The sequence below is a fragment of the Acinetobacter sp. 479375 genome (genome assembly GCF_000581715.1).
Lineage (GTDB): Bacteria > Pseudomonadota > Gammaproteobacteria > Pseudomonadales > Moraxellaceae > Acinetobacter > Acinetobacter ursingii.
Genome location: NZ_JEZN01000003.1, coordinates 177558 through 203205, shown reverse-complemented (window position 1 = coordinate 203205; position 25648 = coordinate 177558). Strand labels below are relative to the sequence as shown.

Sequence of the window (25648 nt, the reverse complement as noted above, 5' to 3'; positions counted from 1 at the left end):
ATTGTATATTATTTTTATAAACGATTCTCATTATTATTAAAAATAGCTTAAATTTTTCAAAAAAATCCAATTAAATTTTATTTTTAGTTTTTATTGACTATAAATTTTTTTCATAAGCCCCTCTTATCTCTAGCGATGGCAAGAAAATAAAGGGGTTTTTAAATAACGATGAAAGAAGTCTAATGATCAATGAGCTCTATTGATCCGATATCAGCCATTTATTCTGAACATTGACACGTTTTGGAATAAAAATAAGAGAACACAGTAATAGAATCCCAGCAATCCAGTAAGGCAATTCGTTTTTATAGTGGTAAAGCAGCGTTGCAATCAATGGTGAAACCAGCATCGACAGGCCCTGTGCCGCAGAAATGAGTCCTGATGCAGCCCCTTGTTCATGAGCATCAACAGCAAGTGAAGTCATGGTATTGATCATCGGCAGAATTAAACCGCCCCCAATACCCATAATCACAGCACTGAAGATAAAGAAAAATAAACCCTGAGTAAGTGTAAATAAAATCGTTCCAAGCGCCATGCATAAAATTCCTATGCCAAGTAGGAATAGATGACGTTTAGGTTTTAACTTGGAGATCAAAACTTGTACGATAATTAAAGTCAAACCGACAGCACTGAGTGTCATTCCGCCAACAGTCGCACTTTGTTGCTGTGTCGCTAAATTTAAATGGTCTTTGCTAAAAAAACCGATACACATATTAAAAGTAAAAATGCAATTCATGGTGAGGAACATCACCAATACTTCAAACCAGATGCGTGAATCTGTCATTTTTAGATGTGTTTTCTCAGAAAGCTCTAAAACCAGTCTGTCACTTTCCTGTACTTTAAAATAAGTCAACATCAAGGCAAATAAAGGTAAAATTGCTGCACAGTAAAAAGCAAAACTTAGATCTAAACCCGCTAACAAACCTCCGATAAAAGGCCCTAAAAAAACCGCAATACCCGCCGCTGCACCTAGCATGGCAATCTTTGACGCACGTTCTTCAGGTTCATAATGATCTGCAATATAACCCACCATGACTGGATTGATCCCAGAGAAAAAAGCAGCAATAATACAGCGCAAAATCAGCATCACCGATAACATGATTAAAATGCTTAAGGGGTGTTGCAGTGTGTAACCAATAAAAACAGCCCATATCAAATAAAAGATAAAGAAACCCAATGTGAGCGGTAATAATACTTTTTTACGTCCCAACTCATCACTACGCTGTCCCCAGAATTTTGCACTGAGCATCCAAAATAAACCTGAAAGACTGACAATCAAACCTGCATGCCATTCTTGGAGACCTTGTGTCCTAATCACTGGTCCAATGGCTGGTAAAATCATCATAAAAGCCATTTGTAGTAGCATATAACTTAAAAACAACGCCTTAATATTATTCATTTTTTAGCTGACCTATCTTTAATTTCGCATGATTTTAAATTATTTCAACCTTAATTATAATGATAACTATTATCATTTAAAAGTGATTTATCGTCTTCGGGTGGTCGTTATCGCAAATAAAAGGACTCAAAATGCACCCAACAGCAAATTTAATAACAAAATCATCTATTGTAATTCGTATGAAAATCTCAATATATCTTCCTGACTAATCGTAATAGACGATGTAAACTAATCCTTGATCATTAAATTTTATTTTTAATCAATAGCTTATAAACTTCATAAATTTAATAAGTTTTCAGATTATAAAGGAGTTATCCATGACCACCCTGCCAAACACTATGCGACATATTGAAATCTCACAACCGGGTGAACCTGAAGTTTTAAAAATTGTTGAAGCTGAGATTCCTCAACCGAAATCCAATGAAATTTTGATTCAGGTCAAAGCTGCTGGAATCAATCGTCCTGATGTATTGCAGCGTAAAGGACTCTATCCTATGCCTAAAGGAGTTACCCTGATTCCAGGACTTGAAGTTGCAGGGATTGTGGCAGCGATTGGTGAGAATGTTCGAGATTTTAAAATTGGTGATCGAGTTTGTGCGCTCACCAATGGTGGTGGTTATGCAGAATATTGCATCGTACCTGCAACTCAAACGCTAATTATTCCAGAAAATTTAAATTTTGTTCAAGCAGCAGCAATTCCTGAAACCTATTACACAGTGTGGGCAAATCTGTTTGATATTGGTCAACTCAAAGTTGGAGAAACTGCCTTGATTCACGGGGGTGCAAGCGGGATCGGAACAACCGCTCTCTCCATTTGCCATGCGTTGGGTATTCAGACTTTTTGTACAGTAGGAACTGATGCGAAAGTTGATGAACTTAGCGAGATAAGTACAGCAATCAACTATAAAAAAGATGATTTTGAAAAAGTTGTCTTAGAAAAAACAGAGCAAAAAGGTGTTGATGTTATTTTGGATATTGTGGGTGCGAAATACTTTACCCAAAATATGAATCTGCTTAAACGAGATGGACGTTTGGTTATTCTGGGTTTTATGGGGGGACGTATTGCAAAAGAGTTTGACTTACAACAACTCATTTTAAAACGTGCCAAAGTCACAGGTTCAACCATGCGCGCGCGAACTGATCAAGAAAAAGCTGAGATTACTCAATCATTAAAGCAAACGGTTTGGCCATTATTAGAACAAGGTAAAAGCCTTCCTATTATTTATAAAACCTTTGCATTTGAAGATGTGGCGAAAGCACATACAACAATGGAGCAAAGTGAGCATATTGGTAAAATTGTCTTGGAACTAAACTAGTTTATAATTTTGGGAGGAACACAACCTCCCTTTTATTCAAATAAAATTCTGAACCAAGTGCAAAGGAAAATTTTCTCTACAAATGAATAAGTGTTATATTATAACAATATTCAAGATTTAAGATGCCTACATGATTTCTGTCAAATATTTATTGAGTACAAGTCTTTTTATCTTAGGATTAACCGCATGTAGCCAATCCCCGCAAAGAACCTCATTTCCTAAAAATATTGCTAAAACTCCAGAAATTAAAAAATTACATAAACATACGCCTGTTTCTTATTTTGTCTGGATTGCACATCCGCGCAATGCCGATCGAGTGAAAAGTTATAAATACTATTTACAGCAACAAGGTGTGCAACTCGTTGCTCCAGATTTTGAGTTTTTCCGTTCGGCGCGGGGTTGGCAAGAATGCCATTATGATGAATACGATGTGCCAGAACCGAATGTATGGCCGAATATTGTTCCAACTCTAAATTTGTTATCGCATTTAGTCAAAAATGGCGTATTGGATGATTTCGAACTGACCTCAAGCTACCGATCTCCTACTCTAAATAGCTGTGTAAATGGAGCGAAGTCATCGAGTCATATGCAAAATGCAGCAGTTGACTTTCGCATAGGTCCAGAATTCCCCAATGCAAATGATCGCATCGCCATCGCAAATAGTAAGCTAAAACTGTGCAAATTTTGGCAAACTGAAGGACAAAAATATAATATGGGTTTAGGCGTTTACAGTACAGGTCGAATTCATATCGATACCAAAGGCTTTCGGACTTGGGGACCTGATTTAAGTTGGCACAGTTCGATCTGCGCAGAGATCATCCCTTAAGAAAAAGTTGTGCCGTTATATTTTTACTGGAGTTCGAGTGATTTGATACATTTTTGTCCAGAAAGCTTGCCAAAGTGCTAAATAACGCTGGGCAATGTCACGTAGCTCTGATTCATTTTCGGGGTGAATCGCCTGAATGAACAGTGACCAAAGATCATTTGCATGGTTATCATCATTGGCTAGATTATCCTGATCATTGGCAAAACCGTGACATGCGTAATAGCCCTGATCAAACATTTCACCAAATTTTTTCAGATTAATATGTAAGGCTTCACTAAAAATAATGACCTGTTTTTCAGTAATAGACAAAATAACTAATAATGCTAAGTAATTGTCATAGTGTTCACGAATAAAACTCTGAACCTCTAAAGCTTCAGATTCGATATTGTTTTGAGAAAGAGGATCTGCACCAAAGGTTTCCAAAATCTTTAAATAATAAGCAAGATGAGACTTCGCAGCAGAACTTTGCTCAAGCTGCGCAGTATCAAATCCTAATTCATCCAGTAAATTAAGGGAAAGCAAATAACGTGCATAAATTTTGGATAAAATTCGATTTTGAGTATAAATATTTGAATTATTTTCCAACTGTTGTGCTTGAAAAATCAGCATACTCAAGGCATCGGTAAAAATTTTTACGATACAATTTAAATAATTGATATGTATTATTTTTAACTGTTGTAGATCTAACTGTTGTGCTTTCAGATTTTTTAAAATGTCGTGCTCAAATAAAGCATGCTGATCAATCTCTACTCTGAACTGTTTCACTAACTCTGTATTGGATGTCCATATATCAACTGGTATCGCATTTTGAATAAAAGCAATTGCTTCAGTACGTGAGTGTTCAGATTGCGTAAATGAAAGATTCTGAATCATGGATTTATGCTTCATATACAGAGTATTCAGTATATAAAAAAACAAATAACTGATCTATAGTCAAACTCGATGCACGATAAAAAATTTTAAAAATAAATAAGTTATGGAAAATCACTCGAAATAAAATCGGCTATTTGAACTGATCGTTTGTATTATCTTATAAACGTGACAAAACTACGCTAAGTGGTTAAATTTTTATCACATTTTCATTTAAGCTTTAACTTAAATGTTATACTGTAGAAATTATTTACTAAATTATCTAATTATCGCCGCTGTACGCCAAATGATGATGTATTTAGCAGGAATCCAAAAATATGTCGAAAAAAGATGACATTATTCATACCGCCTTACGTCTTTTTAACGCCAATAGCTATAACTCAGTTGGTGTAGATCGTATTATTCAAGAGTCAGGTGTTGCTAAAATGACTTTTTATAAATACTTTCCTTCAAAAGCCAGACTGATCGAAGAATGTTTAGATCAACGTAATATGAATTTACAAGAATCTCTAACTGCGTCATTAGACGCATGCGATGAAAATGACTTTCTAGGTCGAATTAAAGCGATTTATTTTTGGTATTCGGCATGGTTTCATACTGATGATTTTAATGGCTGTATGTTTCAAAAAGCAGTCGAAGAAGTCTTTAAAATCTATCCTTCCACCATTCGTCCAGCACTTGAATATAAAGAATGGTTGACCAGTACAATTCTTGACTTATTGCAGCATCTTCAAATAAAAAAAACCGCCTCTCTTGCCAATCTATTGGTGAGTATTTTGGATGGGATGACCATGCAAGCGCAAATTGATAAAGATTCAGTTGATATTGATGAGTATTGGGCGCGCGTTGAACGTTTGATTGAATTTGAAAGACAGATGTAAAGAAATAAAGCGTGAGTGATATTCTTATTTTATTTTTATCATTGTTTTATTTCACGCTTGCGTCTGAAACCTAAGCAACTTTATCAATAAAATAAATTTATTTAAAAAGTTGAATGTGCATAATTAAATTATGCCTTCTTATTTATTAGTACATATACGTGGAGATTTATGTACTAATCTTAGAAAACATAATGATGTTGATTTTCATGCTTGTACCCTCTCTTTGTTTTATCAAACTTAACAATCTAAAATTATTATAAAGTTATACATACAGGTCTGTATGAATGCTTCTTATTATAAATAAGTTCTAGAAAAGCACAACTTTTTTTTCAAGTGACATCTTTTTAGATTTTCTACATTCACTCATAATTTGCTCTAATTATGATTTTGTAGCGTTATTATTTTTATAAAATTCCTGTAAAATTAATTATGTTAAGATTTTATTTCACGTCATTTGGATGTATTCGTTCTATACTGATGCCCGCGGTAAAATTGAGGGTAAAATGATGCAAAAAGAGTTCCAAATCGAGCAGATGAGAAATTCAGCCGATAAGGTTGTGACTATTTTAAAGTCTCTGGCGAATACAGACCGCTTACTTATTTTGTGCCATCTTGCACAAGAAGAACTCAACGTATCTCAGATTGAAGAACGAACCCACATTACTCAACCCACACTTTCGCAACAGTTAATGATGTTACGTAAAAGTGAAGTGGTCGATACGCGTCGTGCAGGTAAGCAGATTTTTTACTCAATCAAAGACCAAAAAATGGTTGAAGTTTTGGGTACACTTTATCGTCTTTATTGCCCCGTAATGATTTAGATTTTTTATTGGATATCAGCATCTTACTTTTTTTAAATTCAGTATTTTTTTGAACTCTTTTAAAAAAAACTTAAGCTTCAAGATCATTCTGTATAAAATACTTTTTTTGCTGATTTAGCTGTATGTCGCTAAGGCTTGTTTATGTTATCGATTTTTTCTCGTCTGAGTCTTGTTACTAAGATATTGATTGCCATTATTTTAGGTTTTTTTGTAGCTGTATTTTTTCCAAGTTTTACGCCTTATTTAAGTTTACTTGGCGAGTTATTTATTAAAGCATTAAAGTCGGTTGCTCCCATTTTAGTTTTTGTGTTGGTCATGAGCTCTATTGCCAATTTTAAAGTGGGTCATAATGCCAATCTAAGACCTATACTAATTTTATACGCTGTTGGCATGATTTTAGCTGCCTTATGTGCCATTGTGGCCAGTCATTTTTTCCCAAGTTTTTTGTATCTCAATGCTGATGCTCAAACCGAGCTACAGCCTGCAAGTAGCCTGAGTGAGATTTTAAAAAATCTACTGCTGAGTTTTGTAGCAAATCCCGTGCAAGCGATTGCTGAAGCAAACTTTATTGGCATCTTAGGTTGGGCTGTTGGCTTGGGTATTGCTTTACGACATAGTTCAGATACAACTAAACAAGTTTTGACAGATATATCGCTAGCGGTGAATCAAATTATTCAAGTGGTGATTAGTTTTGCGCCGTTGGGTATTTTTGGTCTTGTTGCAGTGACATTTGCCGATGCAGGTTTGGCAACTTTAAAAAATTATGCTCAGTTAATTGCGGTTTTATTAGGCACTATGGTTTTTGTCGCTTTGGTCATTAACCCAATTTTAGTGGCAATCGTGATTCGTTCAAATCCATACCCTCTCGTGCTGAAATGTTTAAGAGAAAGTGGCATCACTGCATTTTTCACTCGAAGCTCAGCAGCCAATATTCCAGTCAATCTAGATTTGGCCAAACGTTTAGGGGTAAATGAGGCAACCGCTAGCGTTGCTATCCCGCTTGGTGCCACGATTAATATGGCCGGAGCGGCAGTGACAATTACGGTATTAACGCTGGCAGCCGTGCATACTTTAGGTATTCATGTTGATATTCTTACTATGATTATTCTATCTATTGTTGCTACAGTATCAGCATGCGGTGCTTCAGGTGTTGCTGGCGGTTCATTATTATTAATTCCAGTAGCCTGTGGTTTATTCGGTATTCCTTCTGATGTCGCTATGCAAGTCGTTGCGATTGGCATGGTGATTAGTGTATTACAGGATTCAAGCGAAACTGCACTGAATTCATCAACAGATGTGATATTTACAGCAGCGGTTGATATTGCATCAAAAAAATAACTATCGTTCAGGTTGAGGTCTTATGCCTTTTCAAAGTTTACCAAATTGGGTTCAATTTGCAGCATTTTTACTCGCGATGAATGCTGGAATGATTAACGTCTTGTCATTGATTACGGTGTTGCATCAATCCATTTCTCACATGACCGGCAATGTCAGTATGTTGGCAATGGATTTGGTAGACTGGAAAGTCCATAATATTATTTATCTGGTTTTTGTTATTGTTTGCTTCGTACTTGGTTCATTTTATAGTGGCTTTATACTTGGAAATAGCCAGTTCCAGTTAGGTCGTCGCTATGGTATTCCACTAAGTCTGGTGGCTTTATTTATTTTTATTTCGTGGTTGCTACTTCCATATTTCCCTCGTTATGGGCTACTTTGGGCATGTGCAGCCATGGGAATACAAAATGCGATGGTGAGTCATTACAAAGGTACAATTATTCGTACCACACATTTATCGGGAGTTCTCACCGATATTGGTTTGGCTCTTGGTTATAAGGCACGAGGTTTACCGCTAGATAAACGCCGTATTACTTTGCATTTGCTGATTTTAATCGGATTCTTTTTGGGTGGTGTCGCTGCCGCGCTGATCCATCCGCTGCTCTCTATTCAGGCCTTTTTAGTTCCTGCAACTTTAAGTTTGATTCTCAGTATCGCTTACTGGTTCATTTATCTTCGTCATTCTTCTTTGCATCAATAGTTTTGGAAATAGTTATGGTTAAAAATGCACTACAGGCACAACTGCTTAAAGCAGGTTTAGTCGATAATAAAAAAGCAAAAAAGTTGAATAAACAAACTCAACATGAACATCGCACGGGTCAAAGTAATGAAGCCGAGTTGAAAGCGAATATTGAAAAGAATAAACTCGACAAGCTTGAAAAGGATCAAGCACTCAATCAGGAAAAACAGCGTCTGTTAGAAGAAAAAGCATTAAAAGCAGCTATTATTCAGATGATTTCTCAGCATAAAATCAAAGAATTTGAAGGTGATATCGCCTACCAGTTTATTGACGACAACAAAGTCAAAAAGGTCTATATCTCTCAGACTATTTATAATGCCTTAGTGTCTGGTAGTTTAGTGATTGCAAAGGATCAGGAAAGCTACGCCTATTTGCCTAAAGCACTGGCTGATAAAATTAACCAGAAGATGGAAGGATTCATTCTGGTCAATCATGCTCAAAACAATGAGAAGACCACCGATGAGGAAGATCCATACGCGGCTTATGTTATTCCAGACGATTTAATGTGGTAATTCTCCTGAGTTAAATATTTGATTTTATTATTGTAAAAAGTCTGATTTAAATCGTATAAAAAAAGTATCTTTATACAATGTTACAAAGCCAAGCCTTTACACTCTACACAATTATTTATTTGTACAAAGGTGTAAAGGTTTGGATTTCTTAAAGCTTTTCCGTGATGTCGAAAACTGGATTGATCAATATCCATGGCTTGAGATGTTGACGTCACTCGGTATCCTTATTTTTTTAGCGGTAATTGCTAATTTTGTTGCGAAACAAGTGGTTGTTCGTGGTATTCGCAAACTCATCAGCAAAATTAAATCCGCAAACCAGTCCATTTTTGCACAGCATAGTGTGATTCGTCGTATTGCCAATATTGTTCCTGCGATTGTCATTATGAATGGCATTACCACTGTTCCCCATCTATCTGAAAAAATAATTATTTTTGTACAGATGGCATCGCAAGCCTTTATCTTTTTAACCATTGCCCTTGCGATCAGCGAAATGCTGAACATCTTTAATCTGGTTTATCAACGCAACCCCAACGCTAAAAATAAACCCATTAAAGGTTATTTACAGCTGGTTAAGTTGATGATTTTCATCGTCTGCGCTTTGATGGTTTTAGGTACATTCCTCAAAAAAGATGTATTTACCTTGCTCGCGGGTTTTGGTGCAATGGCAACCATCTTGATGTTGGTCTTTCAAAATACCATTCTTTCATTGGTCGCCAGTGTTCAGATTTCATCCTACGATATGGTACGTATTGGCGACTGGATTTCAATGCCATCACTCAATGCGGATGGCGATGTCATTGATATGTCATTACATACGGTGACCGTACAGAATTTTGACAAAACGTACACTACCATTCCAACCAATAAGCTAGTTACAGATACCTTTATAAACTGGCGTGGTATGAGTGAAGCGGGTGCTCGACGCATTAAGCGAGCATTATTTATTGATCAAAGCAGTGTTCATTTTATGACTGAACACGAACAAGAGAAGTTAAAGAATTTTTTATTACTAGATCAATACTTAGATACCAAGCAATCTGAACTGGAAAATTTTAATCATCAGTTGAGCAATCAGACCGTGTATAACCAGCGTCGTTTGACCAACCTTGGTACATTTCGCGCCTATATTGAGTTTTATTTAAAACAACATTCTGGAATTGCGCAAAATCAGTCCTTGATGGTACGTCAATTACAGCCGACCAGTGATGGTTTGCCACTTGAAATCTATGCATTCACAAATACCACTGTATGGACTGCCTATGAAGCGATACAATCAGATATCTTTGATCATTTACTCGCAATTATTCCAGAATTTGGATTAAGAATTTATCAAGCACCATCAGGTACTGATGTGAAATCTTTATCATCGGGTATAATCGTTGAGAATTTTACGCAAAAAAATTAAGAGACTATTATGCTGCTGCAATGGTTCGAAAAACTGGTTAATCCCTATCCTGAAACAAATTTAAACGAGCCATTGCCTACTTCCTTTTTTGCATTTGTATGGCAGTCGACCAAAGGTGTTCGTCCTTTCCTGATTTTATTGATTTTGTGTGCAGCAGGCGCAGCCAGTTTTGAAGCTTTACTGTTTTCACAAATTGGTCATTTGGTCGATTGGCTTAGCCAAAGTCAACCTAGTAATTTTCTAGAAAATCATACGCAACATCTGATTATTTTAACGCTTATTCTTTTTGCCAATATTTTATTTGTTTGTTTGCAGTCCATCGTAAAACATCAAATTTTATTTAGCAGTTTTCCGATGCGATTACGCTGGCGTTTTCATAACTTGTTATTACAACAAGGGCTTGATTTTTTTCATAACGACTTTGCAGGACGTTTATCTTCCAAAGTCATGCAAACTGCTCTGGCTGTACGTGAGTTCTGGATGATTTTAGGCGATATATTGGTTTATGTTATTGTCTATTTTATCACCATAAGTGCAGTACTGGGTGCAGTTTCGCCGATTTTACTGATTCCATTATCGATATGGCTCGGCTTATTTATTTTAAGTACATGGCTTTTTGTTCCTCGTCTGAGCAAGGTTTCAGAAGAACAAGCCGACGCACGTGCGGTAATGACAGGACGAGTCACCGATGCTTATACCAATATTCAAACCGTAAAACTCTTTGCACATGCAGGTCGTGAAAGTCAATATGCCAAAGAATCCATGATTGAATTCATGGAAACTGTATTTCGCCAAATGCGTTTAGGTACTTTATTTGAAGTCATTACCACCCTATTAAGCGCAGTATTATTTATTGGCGTGATTGGAACTGCTGTATGGTTATGGCTCAATGGTCAGGCGGGTTTGGGGGTTATTGCCGCTACCACTGCCATGATTTTAAAGCTCAATAGCATGTCAGAATTTATGATGTGGCAAACATCCATGCTATTTGAAAATGTCGGTACCATCCAAGACGGGATGCAAACGCTTGGCAAGCCAGTGAATATTCAAGATAAACCAGATGCCAAACCTTTAATCGTGAGCCAAGGCAATATTAAATTTGAGGATGTCTGTTTTGCCTACAATAAAAAGAACGTCATCGATCATTTTAATCTTAATATCCGTCCAGGTGAAAAAATTGGTGTCGTAGGTCGTTCAGGTGCAGGAAAATCAACACTCATTCAATTGCTTTTACATTTTTATACCCTCAACCAAGGTCGTATTTTGATTGATGGACAAAACATTGAAGATGTAACCCAAGATAGCTTAAGAGCCAATATCGCGTTGGTCACTCAAGATACTTCACTTTTGCACCGTACCGTGGCTGAAAATATTAAATATGGCAAACCTGATGCGACATGGCAAGAAATCTATGAAGCTGTGAAAAAGGCACAAGCTGAGGATTTTATCCCACAATTAACCGATATGCGTGGTCGTAAAGGTTACGACGCTTATGTAGGCGAACGCGGTGTCAAGCTTTCAGGTGGTCAGCGTCAACGTATTGCGATTGCACGAGTATTTTTAAAAGATGCTCCTATTTTAATCTTGGATGAAGCCACCAGTGCGCTGGATTCAGAAGTCGAAGCCGCGATTCAGTCTAGCCTTGATGCACTGATGCAAGATAAAACTGTGATTGCCATTGCACATCGACTATCCACCATTGCGCAAATGGATCGCTTAATTGTTTTGGATGAAGGTCGAATTGTGGAACAAGGTACGCATGAACAATTGATTGAACAAAATGGTTTATATGCCCAGTTATGGAAACGTCAAACGGGCGGTTTTTTAGTTGAACAACATGAAGTTGAGGACAAATAATAATGCTGTATCTGGAAGATTTAAACGTTGGGGATCGTTTCATTAGCCGTGAATATGAAATGACGCTTGAAGAAATTAAACAGTTTGCAGGTCAATATGATCCCCAACCTTTTCATCTAGACGAAGCAGAAGCAGAAAAAAGTTCGATATTTCAGGGATTAGCCGCCAGTGGTTGGCATACTGCGGCTGTCACCATGCGATTATGGACAGAATGCTTTTCTATTCAAGGAGGCTTAATTGGCTCAGAATCAAGTTTACGTTGGCCACGCCCTACACGTCCTGGTGATAAAATCCATGTTGAAGTTGAAATTACTGCAATTGTACCTTCAAAAACTAAAAATGATCGTGGTATTGTGAGCTATATCACACAAGCACTGAATCAGAATGGTGACGTATTACTGATCTCGACCACCAAAATTGTCGTTTTTAGGAAAAATGTATAAATGATAGGCATGAAATTTTGTCCAACAATTTCAGTATTTTTATTTTAAATTTCATGCCAAGATGTAACAGTTTAAACGAAGCACATGTAAAGCCACGGATAGCGAATGAAAATTAATTCAGCTCGTCAAGAACAAGGAATACCAGGCGTTTATGGCTTATTGCTATTAGATGTCGTGTCGCGTTGGGGATATAACGATCAAACCCTATTTGCTCCATTTCATTTAACCAGTGAGCAATTGGCCGATCCCGAATATCGGATTCCTATTCATGTTGCCAATGAATTGGTTAAACATGCTTTGCGTTTAACAGGTGAAACGACGTTGGGTTATCATCTTGGCAATCAGATGCGTATTTCCATTCATGGATTTATTGGTTATGCCATTATGACTGCGCATGACATTACCGATGCTTTGGCTTTAGCAACGCGTTTTATTCAATTACGCATGCCCTTTTTACAGCTTTACTTCTCTACTTTTGGGCCCAAAGCAACATTACAATTACAGTGTGATTTTGATCTTGAACCCTTGCGAACTGAAATTATTCTGGCATTGACCATTGGCATCATGAGCATGGCTAAAGCGTTGACGGGTAATGAAGAATTAACAGGTGAAGTAGATCTGGATTTTCAAAAACCTGAAGGTTTCGATAAATATTTGAATAAAATGAATATCGATATGCGTTTTGAACAACCGCATCTCATATCTAGTTTTGATAAGCAATATTTGGGATTAAAAATGGTGAATGCCGACCCGATTGCGAGTCAGATTGCGATTAATCAATGTGAATCTGAACTATCTGCCTTAGGTGAACGCCGTCGTTTGGCTATGCGCGTCCGCGATATTTTGACTCATTCTGAACAGCATTATTTAAGCATTGAAAGCGTTGCTGAACGTTTACATATGTCTGATCGGACTTTAAAACGTCAGCTTGCAGCCGAAGGAACTTCTTTCTCAACTTTGGTCGATGAAGTTCGGTATCGCCATGCAACCTCCCTACTTTCAAGAACAGATTATAGTCTTGAGCAAATTGCTGATGAACTAGGTTACTCAGATGTTGCCAATTTTAGTCGTGCTTTTAAACGCTGGAGTGGTCGTAGCCCTAGTAACTGGCGCAAAGACCCTTATTTATAAGCTTTTATTTTTATTTAAAAACCTGTATAACCACTTTCAAAATAAGCAAACTTTGGATGTTAAGGAGCTGCAATGAATCATCCTTCTGAATTGAAATATGCGAGTACGCATGAATGGGCAAAAATTGAGGGTGATCTTGTAGTCACTGGGATTAGTGATCATGCTCAGGATGCACTTGGTGATCTTGTCTATGTTGAAGTTCCTGAAGTTGGAAGTCATCTCACTGCGGGTGCTCAAGCGGGTGTGGTCGAATCGGTCAAAACCGCATCAGATATTCATGCACCTGTTTCTGGTACTGTGATTGAAATCAATACATCGCTTGAAGATGATCCTGATTTTATTAACGATGATCCTTATGGTAAAGGCTGGATTTATAAAATTAAACCAGACAATATCGCAGATGTAGATCAATTGCTTTCAAATACTGATTACGAAGCAGGCTTATAAAAATTTCTGAGCCGTTAAAAACAAGCCACTCCCTTTAACAAGTGAGTGGCTTTGTATTATGCAGATTGTGCTAATTCTATTTCATCAAGTTGCATCGCAACTGCCAACAATAGATTTTCAGTTTTATCCCAACCCAAGCAACCATCTGTTATAGACTGGCCATAGGTCATATCGCATGAAATTTTTTGTTGACCATCGACCAAATGACTCTCTAGCATAACACCACGAACGTTGCTAACAGTGCGCTCTGCAATGATTTGCTTTAATACTTCAGGTTGTTTCATCGGATCTTTTGAACTGTTGCCATGGCTACAATCTATCACCAGTGCAGGTAATTCACCTTGGTATTTGCTGCTATAGTCGGCTTTAATCCGCTCGATTGAAGTGAGATCATAATTTGGACCATGATTGGCACCACGTAAAATCAAATGTGCCAATGGATTACCTTTGCTTTGTAATATTGCAGGTAAACCCTGCTGATTCATTCCCAAAAACTGATGTTGGTTTTCTGCAGACTGAATCGCATCAAGCGCAATCTGGATTGAACCATCGGTGCCATTTTTGAAGCCGATAGGAAAAGGCATATGACTAGAAATTTCACGATGAATCTGTGATTCACTAGTACGCGCACCAATTGCTCCCCAAGCCAAAAGATCATCAAAATAAGCTGTTGCCATAGGGCTTAGAATTTCACTGGCAATCGGTAAACCCATTTCAATGATCTGTAAATATAAAGCGCGTGATTTTTCCAAACCCAATTGCAAATCTGATGATCCATCAAGATTTGGATCATACAAAAAGCCTTTCCAACCGACTGTTGTGCGTGGTTTTTCAATATAAGCGCGCATGACCAGAAAAATTTGATCTTTAACCTGTTCTTGTAATTTGATCAATTTTTCTGCGTATTCTAATGCAGATACAGGGTCATGAATTGAACATGGACCAGCAATCACCATTAATCGTGAATCTTTGCCTGAAAGTATATTTTGGATGGTTTGACGACGTTCAGCAATTTGTTTGGCAAAAGTAGAAGATAGCGGATATGCCGCTTTTAATTCACATGGCAAGCTAAGCGAGATTTCTTTTGAAGTATTTTGTGCAATTAAAGTTTTATTGAGCGCATTCATTTGACTATTTCCTTTGGACTGACTCTATTTTCAGTCCGATCATTTATTTGAGCGATGTGGGTCTATTCAGTTGTAGGTTTTGACTAAAGTAAAACCAATAAACATTGCTAAAATATGAAGTCATCAAGTTATACACGGCACATCTCCAAAATAAAGGTATGAAATAGATATAAAAAAAACCTGATCGGGGTTGCCGATCAGGTATTAACTTGAAGGGCAACTATTTTGCTGCCCGAATGCGTTCAGGCAACTATTTAAATTGCCAAAAGTAATAATAAGCGTTGTTGATCATAGGTTGTTTTAACATTGCTATTTCAGTTAAATAAAACATATCTTGATGCCAAACATACTCTGTGTTTGGGAAATTGACAAGTGTTTTTCATAATTTATTTATTGACGAATAAATATACAAAGCATTAAGATGAGCATTCCCCTTTTGCTCAATTGAGTTTCTGCCAATGAAGTAAGTCCTATTTTTATCAATTTCACTTTCTTGTAATTGATGTACAAAATAGACTTCTACTTTGTTGTTTTACCTATTTTTATTTACTTTCTATTTTGTACATCCTGTTGTATGAGGAGGTCTTATGACCCAACAGGCGTGTATTATTCAGCAGCTTAGCTTAGACATTCATTCCAAAAATATTTTTGATCAACTTCACTTTAATCTTCCCATACAGCAATGCACCGGTCTCATTGGTCGTAATGGTCAAGGTAAATCACTCTTAATGCAGTGTTTGGCGCAAGTTTCTAAATTCAGCTTTATTGGACAGATTCATTGGCAATGTCCTGTCGCATATCTATCTCAATTCAACCGACTAAGGGGTAATACCATTGCTCAAGTATTGGATATTCAAAATTTAGTTGATGCTTTTAAACGGATCGAAAATAGTTCAGCTTCATTTCAGGATTACGATCTGGTCGAAGATAAATGGCACTTACCTTACGAATGGCAACAGCAATTAGAACAGGCAGGATTACCCCTTGATCTTAACTTTTCTGTACATTTATTGAGTGAAGGACAGAAAACCAAACTGGCTCTATGTCGCTTATTTGCCTTAAAGGATCATTATCTTTTATTGGATGAGCCCAGCAATCATCTGGATTGTGTCAGTAGAAAATGGTTAATTTCATGTTTAAAAGCACATGCAATGGGATCTTTAATTATTAGTCATGATCGTTTGTTATTAGATGAAATGCAGCATATCTTGGAATTTAATGAGTTTGGTCTTTCCCATTTTTCTGGAAACTACACACATTATGAGAAACAATCAGCATTACAACGTCATGCTCTTGAACAAGATGTTGAGCAAGAAAAGCGTCAACTCAAGCAACAGGTTGTACAACAACATCAAACTTTAATGAAGAATCAGAAAAGACAGGCTAGCGCGAACAAAAAGCGTAAAACAGGATCACAAGCGAAAGTGATTTTGGATTTTAAACGAGAGCAGGCAACGCAACAATCGGGGCAACTTATTCGACAACAACAGCGTCAGTTACATCAGGAACAGCTATCGCTTTGCAATAAAAAGCAGAGACTAGAAACTGTCAAACCTCAGCAATTTGAATTTTCATCTGCTGTTCAAAAATCAGGTGAAATTTTGAGATTAACGAACACGCCTCATCCCTATTTACAAAATGCTCACTTCAATTTTTCTTTACAATCCAAAGAAAAAATTCATTTGGTAGGTGAAAATGGAAGTGGGAAATCTACTTTTCTTAGAATTTTATCTAGAAACTCTTCAAATGAAAATAATGATTCTTTAAGTTTAAGTCGTAGCTTGTATCTAGATCAAAACTTTAGCTTTTTAAATCAACGGCTGTCAGCACTTGAAAATTTAATGGCTTTAAATCCAGATCAAACAACAGAGTTTTGGAGAAATTTGCTAGGTCAATTACGATTGCGTGGAGATAAAGTATTACAGCCATTAGCCGAATTGAGTAGTGGTGAACAATTAAAAGTTGCTTTAATTTCTATGGCTCATCCATTAAATTCATTTGATCTTTTACTATTGGATGAACCAGAAAACCATCTTGATATAGACTCTAGAGAACTGCTGGCAAAAGCGATTCAAAGTTTTAATGGCGCAATTATATTAGTATCTCACGACGATTATTTTGTAAAACAATGTGGAATCATCCATGAAGTCAAGATTGCAGCTCTTTTAAATGAACGAAGAGCGTCGTAACGACGCTCTTGTTTATGTGTATTGGTTGTGTTTGGGTTCAGATTAGAAATACACGAGCTTGGTTAATAGTGAATCACACTACGAATTGACTTACCTTCATGCATCAAATCAAAAGCATGGTTGATTTCATCTAAAGGCATGGTATGGGTCACAAATGGTTCAAGCTGAATTTCACCTTTCATTGCATCTTCAACCATACCTGGTAATTGGCTACGACCTTTTACACCACCAAAAGCTGTTCCTAACCATTTACGCCCTGTGACTAACTGAAATGGACGTGTTGAGATTTCTTGACCTGCGCCCGCGACACCAATAATCACAGATTGTCCCCAACCACGATGCGCACATTCAAGTGCTGAACGCATCACATTGACATTGCCAATACATTCAAAAGAATGATCGACTCCCCAACCTGTCATTTCTACAATCACTTGCTGAATTGGCTTGTCATAATCTTTAGGATTAAGAAAATCTGTTGCACCAAATTGTTTCGCCAGTTCAAACTTGTCTGGATTCATATCGATTACGATAATGCGACCTGCTTTTGCCTGACGTGCACCTTGTACCACCGCCAGTCCAATACCACCTAGACCAAAGACTGCAACGCTGTCACCTTCCTGCACTTTGGCGGTATTATGAACAGCACCAATACCTGTAGTGACACCACAGCCAAGTAAGCAGACTTGTTCATGATTCGCTTCAGGATTAATTTTTGCCAAAGAAACTTCGGCAACCACTGTATATTCACTGAAGGTTGAACATCCCATATAGTGATAAATGGGCTCGCCCTTATAAGAAAAACGTGTCGTACCATCTGGCATAACACCCTTACCCTGTGTAGCACGAACAGCAACACATAGGTTCGTTTTTCCTGATTTACAAAATAAACACTCGCCGCATTCAGCTGTATAAAGTGGAATCACATGATCGCCGGGTTTGACACTGGTAACGCCCTCACCGACTTCAACCACAACACCAGCACCTTCATGCCCTAATATGGCAGGAAATACACCTTCAGGATCATCACCCGATAAAGTAAATGCATCGGTATGACAAACTCCTGTATGACTGATTTTGATCAGGACTTCACCTGCCTTGGGTGGAGCAACATCCACTTCTACAATCTGTAAGGGTTGACCTGGACCAAATGCAACAGCAGCACGTGATTTCATGCTTTCTCTCCTTTTGTATTTACTTTAAATAAGATTTCAGAATTTTGGTAATCTCAGCTAACTCTTCATAACGCTGTTGTTCTGTCGTCTCTCCTTCAACTAGAGTGTCTTTGAGATGGATTTCCAGCACTTCATTCATTAGACCATTCATCGCACCACGTGTTGCACAAATTTGTTGAAGAATTGCGTTACATGAAGTGTCATTTTCGAGTGCACGTTCAATGGCCTGAACTTGACCCTGAATTTTGCGAAGGCGAAGTATAATTTTCTTTTTGTCTTCAATTTGCTTAGGCATAAGCACTCTCTTTTATATCTTTCTATACTATACTCCAGTATAGTATGAAAGTGAATATAATATGCTTTACTCAAAAAAGGATTTAGAACTTTTTTGCTTACATCATGTAGTCATCTTTTTTTATTAATATTTTGTTAGCCAAATATCAACAATTCATATATGAGATAATTGATATAATTCAAAAGAATAGCCTAAAAATAATTTTTACTTTTCTCATGATTTAAGGATCGGGTGGATGCAAAGAATGTGGAGTCAAGACTTTGAACCTCTTATAAAAAGAAGTCTGATCTTTATGCTTTTTATATGGATGACTGCTTTCCTACCCCAATATAGCTCTGCTTCTCAAGGAAATAATATTTTGAATACAAGTAATTGGTTAAATGACCCATCTGCTAAAGAAAATATTGAACAAGGATTGACTGCATTCGTTCCTCTGGATGATGCATTTGCCAGTATTGCCTCTCGTATTCATCTTATTCGAAAAGCTCAACATACCATTGATTTACAATATTATATTTGGAACAATGATTATGTCGGTCAGTTGATGCTCAAAGAGTTATTAAAAGCGGCAGATCGTGGTGTAAAAATCCGTCTTATTATTGATGATCAAAATGGTAATAAGCTTGATCCAACCTTAAGAGCTTTATCTCAACATCCCAATTTTCAAATAAAACTGTTTAATCCTTATCAATTTCGACATTTTAGAGTATTAGATTACCTGTTTAGGTTAAAACAGATCAATCATCGTATGCACAATAAACTGATTATTGCAGATGATACGATTGCTGTTACTGGAGGTCGAAATATTAGTAGTGAATACTTCGATGCCAGTTATAAGTTTCAGTTTACAGACCTTGATATTTTATTTTATGGCACTGCTGCCGATCAGGCTGAGCGCGTTTTTAAAGAATTTTGGAATAATTCACTCAGTGTTCCTTCACATCAATTGATTGGAAAAGGAAAAGCCAAACAGCTTGTAGAACTCAGACAAACTTATGAAAATATTGGAAATAGTTACAGTCCTACAGAAAATCGAATCAACGAAGCACAAAATGAACTCAATGAAGCCTTACAGTTACGTCCAGTACAGTGGGCAAAAGCCTATTTTGTGGCAGATCATCCAGATAAGATTTTAGATCAGGCCAGTGATCAAGGGCTTATTTATAATCAGATGATTGAAATAATGGGCTACCCTAAACAACATATGGAACTTGTTTCTGCCTACTTTGTTCCAACTGATCGAGGAACTGAATACCTGTCCCAATTAAGTCAGCAAGGGATGAAAGTAAGAGTTTTAACCAATTCTTTTGCCGCCAATGATGTTGCGATTGTTCATGCATTCTATGCCCAATATCGTAAAAGGCTTTTGGAAAATGGGGTGAAACTTTATGAATTTAAGCCGTTATTAGAGCGAACAAAACCAACATGGTATGAAAAGTTGACTGGACGAGTCATTCCAGCCAAAGGAAAAAGTAGTTCTAGTTTGCATGCGAAATTTTTCGATATTGATGGAAAAGTTTTTATCGGTTCATTCAATTTCGATCCAAGATCAGCACACTTAAATACAGAAGTCGGTTTAGTCGTAGAGTCTGATGAGTTACAAAATGAAATTACAGAAACACTAGATCAATATTTACCGCAAGTTGCTTATGAACTTAAACTTAATGAGCAAGGCAATATAAACTGGATTGAATATAAAAGTGATGGAAAAACAGTGATATATAATAATGATCCAAATACCACAAAATTTCAGCGATTTATGATGAAAATAGTGGCTTTTTTACCTATCGAATGGATGATGTGATTAGACTTTACATTCAAATAGGCATAAGCCCTGTATGACTAATTGAATATCAATGGAAATAAATCCTGCCTGTTTTAAGACTGATAAATGTTCAGTCTTAGACATATACAGCTCATTATTTTGCATCGCATCTTCAGCAAATAGGTGATCACACACAAAATAAGTTGCTTTCGGTTTTAGTAAACTAATTACTGCCTTATGGAAGTCTAATGCATGGCTTTTATGTCTTAATTCATGTAAAGCCTGATGGATAATAATATAGTCAAATTGATCTAAACTCTTTTGCCAGTTGGCCTGCTTAAAATCACCCAATAAGTAAGTCGCTCGTTGAGATTCATTTAGGCTAAGCTTTTGCAAAGCAAGCGTATGCATGACTTCTGAAAAATCAAAGGCTGTATATTGAATATTAGGTAAACGTTCTAATAAATACTTACCTAAAAATCCTGGCCCTGATCCTAGCTCTAAAACTTTTAACTGAGCATCAGTACCTTGCGCAATTTTTTGTGCATAATAATCAAAAAAATCATAACGCCACGGTCGCTTAAGATTTGCCGTTAACTCCCACTGTTTTGCGTCCTGATATTTTTTTAAATCTATTGGACTTGGAACATCGATATTCATATTTTTTCTCTTTGATTTTTCTTTAAATTAAACCAATATTTTCAAAGAGTACACGATAAGCTTCTGCTTTTTTTTCGAGCGCTAAAGGATAAGCTCTGGACGATGACGGCATACGATACAAATCAAGCCACCGACCTACAAAATAAGTTTGAGTAGATTGCCCTATCTGTGGCTTTTCGGTATTTTTAGGTAAAGACAGCATCAATGTATCCGTGGCTTTATCACCCGTTGTCATCAGCGTATTGCACAGAGGAATTTGCTCAAGTAAATCCTGTAAATTGGTCGGTGTCACAATCTGTAAAAACTTATCAGAAGCATTGCCTTTTAAGCGTTGAACTTGAACAGCAGTATCAAAAATGGCAATCCCCTTTTCAATTAAAAAATCATGGATTTGTTGCTGCTTAAAATTTTTATTTTCGAGATCTAAAAAATAGTTCTTATCATCGAAGAACAAATAACCAAAAATCCGCCACATGTCGTTTTGATAATTTGGGTAATAAAAATCCATTTTCCAGCGTTCTTTTGGAGGTGGAAAGCTACCTAACATCAGTAGTTTTGCATTGCTTGGTAAAAATGGTTGAAGTGGATGTGACTCTATTTCGAACTCAGTATGCTTCATACCCTGTTTCTATAAAATTAATAATTTTGCAAAGTATTTTGCCTATGTGATGAATCAAAGTAAAATTTAAAATGTATTTAATTTTCACTTATTCCTTGAAATGACTAAGTTTTAAAATAATCCCAAGATAAAAAATATAAAAAAGTCCATCGTAAAATGGACTTTTTTAAAATGACTCAAAGAATAGACTTCTTTCATAAATCCATTTTATTGCTCCCTATACGAGAAAAATAAAGAAGATTTAAACAATCATGAAAAAAGTCTAATAGAAGAACAGTAAAACTTAGTTAACTGTTTCACGGTTTAGCTCGTCATCTTTAGCAAGTAAAACCGAGAAGACAATTGGAAAACCTAAAATCAAAGGAACAACAATGATCCACAAATCAATTGTGAGTTTTGCAGGAAATAAAAAGTGAATCCCTAGAGCAAATACGATAAGTACTGCCACCAAAATCCCCATGAAACGCGTCGCAAATTTTAAAAGCATGTTTTAAATCTCTTGTGGTTAAAATTATGTTTAAATTATAGGCTTTATTTGTGGAAAATCCTATTTGTTCAAGAAATACAATCAATAAATTTAAAAAATATAAAGTTTATTTTCAAAACATCTTAAAAATAAAAAATTGGCAATTTAAAATTTGTGCAATGAATGCGTTAAGAAAAATTTGAATATTGTTGAAATGCTTGCTTTGATACAAGGATGGTTATTTTAAGTGAAATCCAAAACTTAAATCACAACAAAAGATACTTATTGAGAGAAGATAATGAACATACGTCCAGTAACAAAAAATGATTTCAATGAATGGCTTCATCTATGGAAAGGTTATCAGGTATTTTACAAGGCGGCGATCATTGATGAGATAACCAAAACCACGTTTGACAGATTTCAGGATGCGCGAGAACCTGTATATTGTTTAGTTATAGAAAATCAAGAAAAACAATTGATTGGATTGGTACATTATATTTTTCATCGTAGCACATGGACCATTAAAAATTATTGTTATTTACAGGACTTGTTTGTTGATCCCAAACATCGAGCGTCTGGTTTAGGGCGCAAGCTGATTGAAGCCGTTTATGCAGAGGCCGAAAAAAATCATTGTTCGCGTGTTTATTGGCTAACACAGGAAAATAATGATCAGGCGCGGATGTTATATGATCGTATTGCAGATCAAACTGGTTTTATTCAATACCGAAAATTATTCAAATAATCTAAAAAAACCAAGAGATAGCATAAAATTTAATGCTATCTCCTAGATATTTTAGCCTAATTTATTGACCAGTCTTAATGGCAATACTTTCATGGCAATCCCCATTGGCAGCCACGGCCATTGCGGGACATAAGCTTTCACTGGTTCTTTTTCAATAGCTTTAACCAAAAGACGTGATCCCGTTTTTTCATCGACTTCAAATGGCAAATGTTTAGCGCCTTCATTTAACTCGGTACGAATATATCCGGGGAAAATGGTAGAAACTTTAATGGGCGTATCAATCAATTCAGCACGGATGCCTTCAGCCAAGTGAGCCACTGCTGCCTTACTGGCTGCATAAGTTGAAAGGTGTTTTGGCAGGCCGCGCATCGCGCTCATGGATGAAATCACCACCAAATGCCCTGATTTTTGTTCACGGAAAATTTCAACAGCAGCTTCACATTGCGCCAGTGCTGAAATAAAATTGGTTTCAGCGGTCGCTCGATTAATTTCAAAGTTGCCTTTACCAATCCGCCGACCATTGCCCACACCTGCATTGACAATAATTCGATCTAATTGACCAAATTCTTGTTTAAAAGCTTTAAAAACTTCAAATACCTGATCGTAATCTGTGACATCTAAAATTTTTGCAATCACTTTGACGCCATATTCGCTTTGCAGTTCCGTTTGAAGTTCCTGTAATCGCTCTAAACGTCGGGCACAGATCGCAAGATTATAGCCTTTCTTTGCAAATTCTCGTGCCATGCCTGCTCCAAGTCCAGAGCTTGCTCCCGTGATTAAAATCGTTTTTGCCATGATAAAATCCTTTTATATCCATGTCAGCAGATCTGGGTTAACTGCTTTAATAAAATGATGTTCGTTTAAACTTAGAAGTTGCGGTTCATTTCCAACCAATCTCAAGGTCGTTAAACTGGTATTGGCAATCGCCCAATTTAATGCAAAAGTATGATTGATGCTCAACTCCATGATTTTTCCAACAGCGACAGAAATGACTCCGCCTGAAGTAAAAACGACAGCGTATCTGGGTTTCGTTTGCGCAAGCTCATCACATAATTTTTGCAATGCTGTTTCTACACGCTGCTTAAAATCTGGCCAAGACTCATCATATTCATGATGAAATTCACCGTCTGTCCAACGAGTAATTGCGCCTTCAAAGATTTTAGCTAAATACGCACGAGGGTTAGCTTCTTTGGCTACATCAGCCTTGAGTAATTCAGGTTGCTTAAAGCGAGGTTCATACTGCGCAAACACTTGTTGATGATTAAATTCATTCCAACCCGCATCGGTATGGATGGTTGTTTCTGGAAAACTTTCTTTGAGTGTGCCTTGTGCCGTTTGCAAATGACGTTGCATCGTACCCGCAACAACGTATGGCTGCTCTTTTAAAATATCTTTAAAATAACGACCTAGTAAGGTGGCTTGAGCTTCACCGTTTTGAGATAGTTCATCATAATTGCTTTTGCCAAAAGAAGCCTGACCATGACGTACTAAATAGATGGTGGTCATTTTTTTAACACCCTTTGCACTTTATCTAAATATTTCTGGGCAATTTCTGAATCTTGTATTTTTTGCTGTGCAATCAACTTTAAGGCACGAATATGCAAAGCATGAATCACGATCCAAAAATCTTTAAATGCAGGATTTCGAGTTTGCTTATGGAAGTAACGATAATAAATTTGCTGTGCAATCACGGCTAATCGAAATACACCAAATACTTCATAAAAGGTCCAGTTTTCAGTACTTAAACCTGTTTTTTGCAGATAGTAGTCAACCACTTGTTTTCGCGTGAACATGCCTTTTAGATTGGTCGGTTGTCTACGTGTCGACTTAAAAATCATATTGTCGCTATCTTCGACCCAATACGCCAAAGCACTGCCCAAGTCCATCAGTGGATCACCCAGTGTTGCCATTTCCCAATCCAGTACCCCAATCACCTGAGTTGGCTGTTCAGGATTAAGAATCACATTATCAAAGCGCCAGTCATTGTGAATAATACAAGTGGTTGAATCTTGAGGAATGTGATCAAACAACCACTTTCTTACATAATGAAAAGAAGGCACATTGATGGTTTTCGCTTTTTCATAGCGTTTATCCCAGCCTTCAACTTGTCTACGACAATATCCTTCACCTTTACCAATTTCAGCAAGTGGCGTGTTTTGATAAGGCACTTGATGTAATTCAATTAATTTATCCAATACGTTAATACATAACGCATGCACATCCTGCTCAGAAAAGTTTAACTCAGGTGGCAGTTTCGCACGGGGAATAATCCCTTCGATACGTTTCATCACATAGAAATCACAGCCAATGACAGACTCGTCCTGACAAAGAGCAATCATTTCAGGGACAACGGGATAAGACTGCGCTAAGTTTTTTTGTACCAAATATTCACGCGCCATATCATGGGCTGACTTGGCTTTAGTTCCTACAGGTGGTCGGCGTAAAATCAGATCTAGATTGTCATATTGCAAACGATAGGTCCAATTCGAAGCGCCTCCTGTATATTGAGTAACTTTAGCTTCCCCAGCCAATACAATGCCTTGTTGTTTAAGCCAGTTTTCAACGGCCACAACATTCAGCTCCTCACCCTCTCGAACCTGACCGCCAATATCAATGATCGACATATATCTTCCT

The 25648-nt window shown here is 36.9% G+C and carries 26 protein-coding genes; 15 read left to right on the top strand and 11 right to left on the bottom strand.

Annotated elements, in window-relative coordinates:
* Nucleotides 1-196: 196 nt before the first annotated feature.
* Entirely contained in the window at nucleotides 197-1396 is a 1200-nt protein-coding gene (locus J500_RS04730; protein ID WP_004987744.1) for an MFS transporter, read from the bottom strand.
* A 317-nt stretch (nucleotides 1397-1713) separates the two neighbouring features.
* Here J500_RS04730 and J500_RS04725 point away from each other — a divergent pair, with 317 nt between their 5' ends.
* Both J500_RS04725 and J500_RS04720 read left to right on the top strand, forming a co-directional pair.
* The gene (locus J500_RS04725; RefSeq protein WP_034698464.1) at nucleotides 1714-2712 is read left to right on the top strand and encodes an NAD(P)H-quinone oxidoreductase; all 999 of its coding nucleotides are present in this window, start codon (nucleotides 1714-1716) and stop codon (nucleotides 2710-2712) included.
* Between the two features lie 130 nt (nucleotides 2713-2842).
* Entirely contained in the window at nucleotides 2843-3538 is a 696-nt protein-coding gene (locus tag J500_RS04720) for a YcbK family protein (protein WP_034698461.1), read from the top strand.
* 15 nt (nucleotides 3539-3553) lie between these two features.
* Here J500_RS04720 and J500_RS04715 read toward each other — a convergent pair whose 3' ends face one another.
* Complete coding sequence (locus J500_RS04715) at nucleotides 3554-4411, bottom strand: hypothetical protein (protein WP_005004411.1); 858 nt, start codon at nucleotides 4409-4411, stop codon at nucleotides 3554-3556.
* A gap of 314 nt (nucleotides 4412-4725) precedes the next feature.
* Here J500_RS04715 and J500_RS04710 point away from each other — a divergent pair, with 314 nt between their 5' ends.
* The 10 genes from J500_RS04710 (at nucleotide 4726) to gcvH (ending at nucleotide 13979) form a co-directional block, all read left to right on the top strand.
* Nucleotides 4726-5289, top strand: a complete 564-nt coding sequence (locus tag J500_RS04710; RefSeq protein ID WP_005004413.1) for a TetR/AcrR family transcriptional regulator — start codon at nucleotides 4726-4728, stop codon at nucleotides 5287-5289.
* 506 nt (nucleotides 5290-5795) lie between these two features.
* Nucleotides 5796-6110: an ArsR/SmtB family transcription factor gene (locus tag J500_RS04705; protein ID WP_034698510.1), complete on the top strand. Its 315-nt coding sequence runs from the start codon at nucleotides 5796-5798 to the stop codon at nucleotides 6108-6110.
* Nucleotides 6111-6251: 141 nt separating this feature from the next.
* Nucleotides 6252-7448, top strand: coding sequence for a serine/threonine transporter SstT (sstT, locus tag J500_RS04700; protein WP_004987761.1), 1197 nt, complete (start codon nucleotides 6252-6254; stop codon nucleotides 7446-7448).
* 22 nt (nucleotides 7449-7470) lie between these two features.
* Nucleotides 7471-8145, top strand: a complete 675-nt coding sequence (locus J500_RS04695) for a YoaK family protein (RefSeq protein ID WP_004987763.1) — start codon at nucleotides 7471-7473, stop codon at nucleotides 8143-8145.
* Between the two features lie 14 nt (nucleotides 8146-8159).
* Nucleotides 8160-8696, top strand: coding sequence for a DUF2058 domain-containing protein (locus J500_RS04690; protein ID WP_005004417.1), 537 nt, complete (start codon nucleotides 8160-8162; stop codon nucleotides 8694-8696).
* Between the two features lie 139 nt (nucleotides 8697-8835).
* Entirely contained in the window at nucleotides 8836-10101 is a 1266-nt protein-coding gene (locus J500_RS04685) for a mechanosensitive ion channel family protein (protein WP_005004418.1), read from the top strand.
* A gap of 12 nt (nucleotides 10102-10113) precedes the next feature.
* Nucleotides 10114-11958 carry an ABC transporter ATP-binding protein gene (locus J500_RS04680; RefSeq protein WP_119686191.1) on the top strand — a complete coding sequence of 615 codons (1845 nt, stop codon included), beginning with the start codon at nucleotides 10114-10116 and terminating at the stop codon, nucleotides 11956-11958.
* 2 nt (nucleotides 11959-11960) lie between these two features.
* Complete coding sequence (locus J500_RS04675; RefSeq protein ID WP_005004430.1) at nucleotides 11961-12401, top strand: MaoC family dehydratase; 441 nt, start codon at nucleotides 11961-11963, stop codon at nucleotides 12399-12401.
* A gap of 105 nt (nucleotides 12402-12506) precedes the next feature.
* Nucleotides 12507-13532, top strand: coding sequence for an AraC family transcriptional regulator (locus J500_RS04670; RefSeq protein ID WP_005004432.1), 1026 nt, complete (start codon nucleotides 12507-12509; stop codon nucleotides 13530-13532).
* A gap of 72 nt (nucleotides 13533-13604) precedes the next feature.
* The gene (gene gcvH / locus J500_RS04665) at nucleotides 13605-13979 is read left to right on the top strand and encodes a glycine cleavage system protein GcvH (RefSeq protein WP_034698458.1); all 375 of its coding nucleotides are present in this window, start codon (nucleotides 13605-13607) and stop codon (nucleotides 13977-13979) included.
* A 56-nt stretch (nucleotides 13980-14035) separates the two neighbouring features.
* On the opposite strand, the gene J500_RS04660 is transcribed toward gcvH, so the two are convergent.
* Complete coding sequence (locus J500_RS04660) at nucleotides 14036-15106, bottom strand: 3-deoxy-7-phosphoheptulonate synthase (RefSeq protein ID WP_004997964.1); 1071 nt, start codon at nucleotides 15104-15106, stop codon at nucleotides 14036-14038.
* 587 nt (nucleotides 15107-15693) lie between these two features.
* Between J500_RS04660 and J500_RS04655 the strand changes: the two genes are divergently transcribed.
* Complete coding sequence (locus J500_RS04655) at nucleotides 15694-17295, top strand: ATP-binding cassette domain-containing protein (protein ID WP_004997965.1); 1602 nt, start codon at nucleotides 15694-15696, stop codon at nucleotides 17293-17295.
* Nucleotides 17296-17357: 62 nt separating this feature from the next.
* On the opposite strand, the gene J500_RS04650 is transcribed toward J500_RS04655, so the two are convergent.
* Nucleotides 17358-18467 carry an S-(hydroxymethyl)glutathione dehydrogenase/class III alcohol dehydrogenase gene (locus tag J500_RS04650; protein ID WP_004997970.1) on the bottom strand — a complete coding sequence of 370 codons (1110 nt, stop codon included), beginning with the start codon at nucleotides 18465-18467 and terminating at the stop codon, nucleotides 17358-17360.
* A gap of 19 nt (nucleotides 18468-18486) precedes the next feature.
* The gene (locus tag J500_RS04645; protein WP_004997971.1) at nucleotides 18487-18762 is read right to left on the bottom strand and encodes a metal/formaldehyde-sensitive transcriptional repressor; all 276 of its coding nucleotides are present in this window, start codon (nucleotides 18760-18762) and stop codon (nucleotides 18487-18489) included.
* 292 nt (nucleotides 18763-19054) lie between these two features.
* On the opposite strand from J500_RS04645, the gene J500_RS04640 reads away from it, so the two are divergent.
* Nucleotides 19055-20566, top strand: coding sequence for a phospholipase D family protein (locus J500_RS04640; protein ID WP_034698507.1), 1512 nt, complete (start codon nucleotides 19055-19057; stop codon nucleotides 20564-20566).
* Here the strand turns inward: J500_RS04640 and J500_RS04635 are convergent, their stop codons facing one another.
* The 3 genes from J500_RS04635 to J500_RS04625 form a co-directional block, all read right to left on the bottom strand.
* Nucleotides 20567-21187, bottom strand: coding sequence for a class I SAM-dependent methyltransferase (locus J500_RS04635; protein ID WP_004997977.1), 621 nt, complete (start codon nucleotides 21185-21187; stop codon nucleotides 20567-20569).
* Between the two features lie 22 nt (nucleotides 21188-21209).
* Nucleotides 21210-21806 carry a uracil-DNA glycosylase family protein gene (locus J500_RS04630; RefSeq protein ID WP_034698455.1) on the bottom strand — a complete coding sequence of 199 codons (597 nt, stop codon included), beginning with the start codon at nucleotides 21804-21806 and terminating at the stop codon, nucleotides 21210-21212.
* Nucleotides 21807-22089: 283 nt separating this feature from the next.
* Nucleotides 22090-22293 carry a hypothetical protein gene (locus tag J500_RS04625; protein WP_034698453.1) on the bottom strand — a complete coding sequence of 68 codons (204 nt, stop codon included), beginning with the start codon at nucleotides 22291-22293 and terminating at the stop codon, nucleotides 22090-22092.
* A gap of 277 nt (nucleotides 22294-22570) precedes the next feature.
* On the opposite strand from J500_RS04625, the gene J500_RS04620 reads away from it, so the two are divergent.
* The gene (locus J500_RS04620) at nucleotides 22571-23014 is read left to right on the top strand and encodes a GNAT family N-acetyltransferase (protein WP_004997985.1); all 444 of its coding nucleotides are present in this window, start codon (nucleotides 22571-22573) and stop codon (nucleotides 23012-23014) included.
* Nucleotides 23015-23065: 51 nt separating this feature from the next.
* Here the strand turns inward: J500_RS04620 and J500_RS04615 are convergent, their stop codons facing one another.
* The 3 genes from J500_RS04615 to J500_RS04605 are packed head-to-tail and all read right to left on the bottom strand — an operon-like array spanning nucleotide 23066 to nucleotide 25638.
* A complete protein-coding gene (locus J500_RS04615) occupies nucleotides 23066-23809 on the bottom strand; it encodes an SDR family oxidoreductase (protein ID WP_004997986.1) in 744 nt (247 codons plus the stop codon).
* 12 nt (nucleotides 23810-23821) lie between these two features.
* Complete coding sequence (locus tag J500_RS04610) at nucleotides 23822-24520, bottom strand: histidine phosphatase family protein (protein ID WP_004997987.1); 699 nt, start codon at nucleotides 24518-24520, stop codon at nucleotides 23822-23824.
* Nucleotides 24517-25638, bottom strand: coding sequence for a phosphotransferase family protein (locus J500_RS04605; RefSeq protein ID WP_004997990.1), 1122 nt, complete (start codon nucleotides 25636-25638; stop codon nucleotides 24517-24519). The genes J500_RS04610 and J500_RS04605 overlap by 4 nt, the downstream gene beginning before the upstream one ends.
* Nucleotides 25639-25648: the final 10 nt, after the last annotated feature.

What these genes read in the sequence shown, in the direction of transcription:
- J500_RS04730 (WP_004987744.1), bottom strand. Translation starts at nt 1,396, where the DNA reads ATGAATAATATTAAGGCGTTGTTTTTAAGTTATATGCTACTACAAATG.
- J500_RS04725 (WP_034698464.1), top strand. Translation starts at nt 1,714, where the DNA reads ATGACCACCCTGCCAAACACTATGCGACATATTGAAATCTCACAACCG.
- J500_RS04720 (WP_034698461.1), top strand. Translation starts at nt 2,843, where the DNA reads ATGATTTCTGTCAAATATTTATTGAGTACAAGTCTTTTTATCTTAGGA.
- J500_RS04715 (WP_005004411.1), bottom strand. Translation starts at nt 4,411, where the DNA reads ATGATTCAGAATCTTTCATTTACGCAATCTGAACACTCACGTACTGAA.
- J500_RS04710 (WP_005004413.1), top strand. Translation starts at nt 4,726, where the DNA reads ATGTCGAAAAAAGATGACATTATTCATACCGCCTTACGTCTTTTTAAC.
- J500_RS04705 (WP_034698510.1), top strand. Translation starts at nt 5,796, where the DNA reads ATGCAAAAAGAGTTCCAAATCGAGCAGATGAGAAATTCAGCCGATAAG.
- sstT (WP_004987761.1), top strand. Translation starts at nt 6,252, where the DNA reads ATGTTATCGATTTTTTCTCGTCTGAGTCTTGTTACTAAGATATTGATT.
- J500_RS04695 (WP_004987763.1), top strand. Translation starts at nt 7,471, where the DNA reads ATGCCTTTTCAAAGTTTACCAAATTGGGTTCAATTTGCAGCATTTTTA.
- J500_RS04690 (WP_005004417.1), top strand. Translation starts at nt 8,160, where the DNA reads ATGGTTAAAAATGCACTACAGGCACAACTGCTTAAAGCAGGTTTAGTC.
- J500_RS04675 (WP_005004430.1), top strand. Translation starts at nt 11,961, where the DNA reads ATGCTGTATCTGGAAGATTTAAACGTTGGGGATCGTTTCATTAGCCGT.
- J500_RS04670 (WP_005004432.1), top strand. Translation starts at nt 12,507, where the DNA reads ATGAAAATTAATTCAGCTCGTCAAGAACAAGGAATACCAGGCGTTTAT.
- gcvH (WP_034698458.1), top strand. Translation starts at nt 13,605, where the DNA reads ATGAATCATCCTTCTGAATTGAAATATGCGAGTACGCATGAATGGGCA.
- J500_RS04660 (WP_004997964.1), bottom strand. Translation starts at nt 15,106, where the DNA reads ATGAATGCGCTCAATAAAACTTTAATTGCACAAAATACTTCAAAAGAA.
- J500_RS04655 (WP_004997965.1), top strand. Translation starts at nt 15,694, where the DNA reads ATGACCCAACAGGCGTGTATTATTCAGCAGCTTAGCTTAGACATTCAT.
- J500_RS04650 (WP_004997970.1), bottom strand. Translation starts at nt 18,467, where the DNA reads ATGAAATCACGTGCTGCTGTTGCATTTGGTCCAGGTCAACCCTTACAG.
- J500_RS04645 (WP_004997971.1), bottom strand. Translation starts at nt 18,762, where the DNA reads ATGCCTAAGCAAATTGAAGACAAAAAGAAAATTATACTTCGCCTTCGC.
- J500_RS04640 (WP_034698507.1), top strand. Translation starts at nt 19,055, where the DNA reads ATGCTTTTTATATGGATGACTGCTTTCCTACCCCAATATAGCTCTGCT.
- J500_RS04635 (WP_004997977.1), bottom strand. Translation starts at nt 21,187, where the DNA reads ATGAATATCGATGTTCCAAGTCCAATAGATTTAAAAAAATATCAGGAC.
- J500_RS04630 (WP_034698455.1), bottom strand. Translation starts at nt 21,806, where the DNA reads ATGAAGCATACTGAGTTCGAAATAGAGTCACATCCACTTCAACCATTT.
- J500_RS04625 (WP_034698453.1), bottom strand. Translation starts at nt 22,293, where the DNA reads ATGCTTTTAAAATTTGCGACGCGTTTCATGGGGATTTTGGTGGCAGTA.
- J500_RS04620 (WP_004997985.1), top strand. Translation starts at nt 22,571, where the DNA reads ATGAACATACGTCCAGTAACAAAAAATGATTTCAATGAATGGCTTCAT.
- J500_RS04615 (WP_004997986.1), bottom strand. Translation starts at nt 23,809, where the DNA reads ATGGCAAAAACGATTTTAATCACGGGAGCAAGCTCTGGACTTGGAGCA.
- J500_RS04610 (WP_004997987.1), bottom strand. Translation starts at nt 24,520, where the DNA reads ATGACCACCATCTATTTAGTACGTCATGGTCAGGCTTCTTTTGGCAAA.
- J500_RS04605 (WP_004997990.1), bottom strand. Translation starts at nt 25,638, where the DNA reads ATGTCGATCATTGATATTGGCGGTCAGGTTCGAGAGGGTGAGGAGCTG.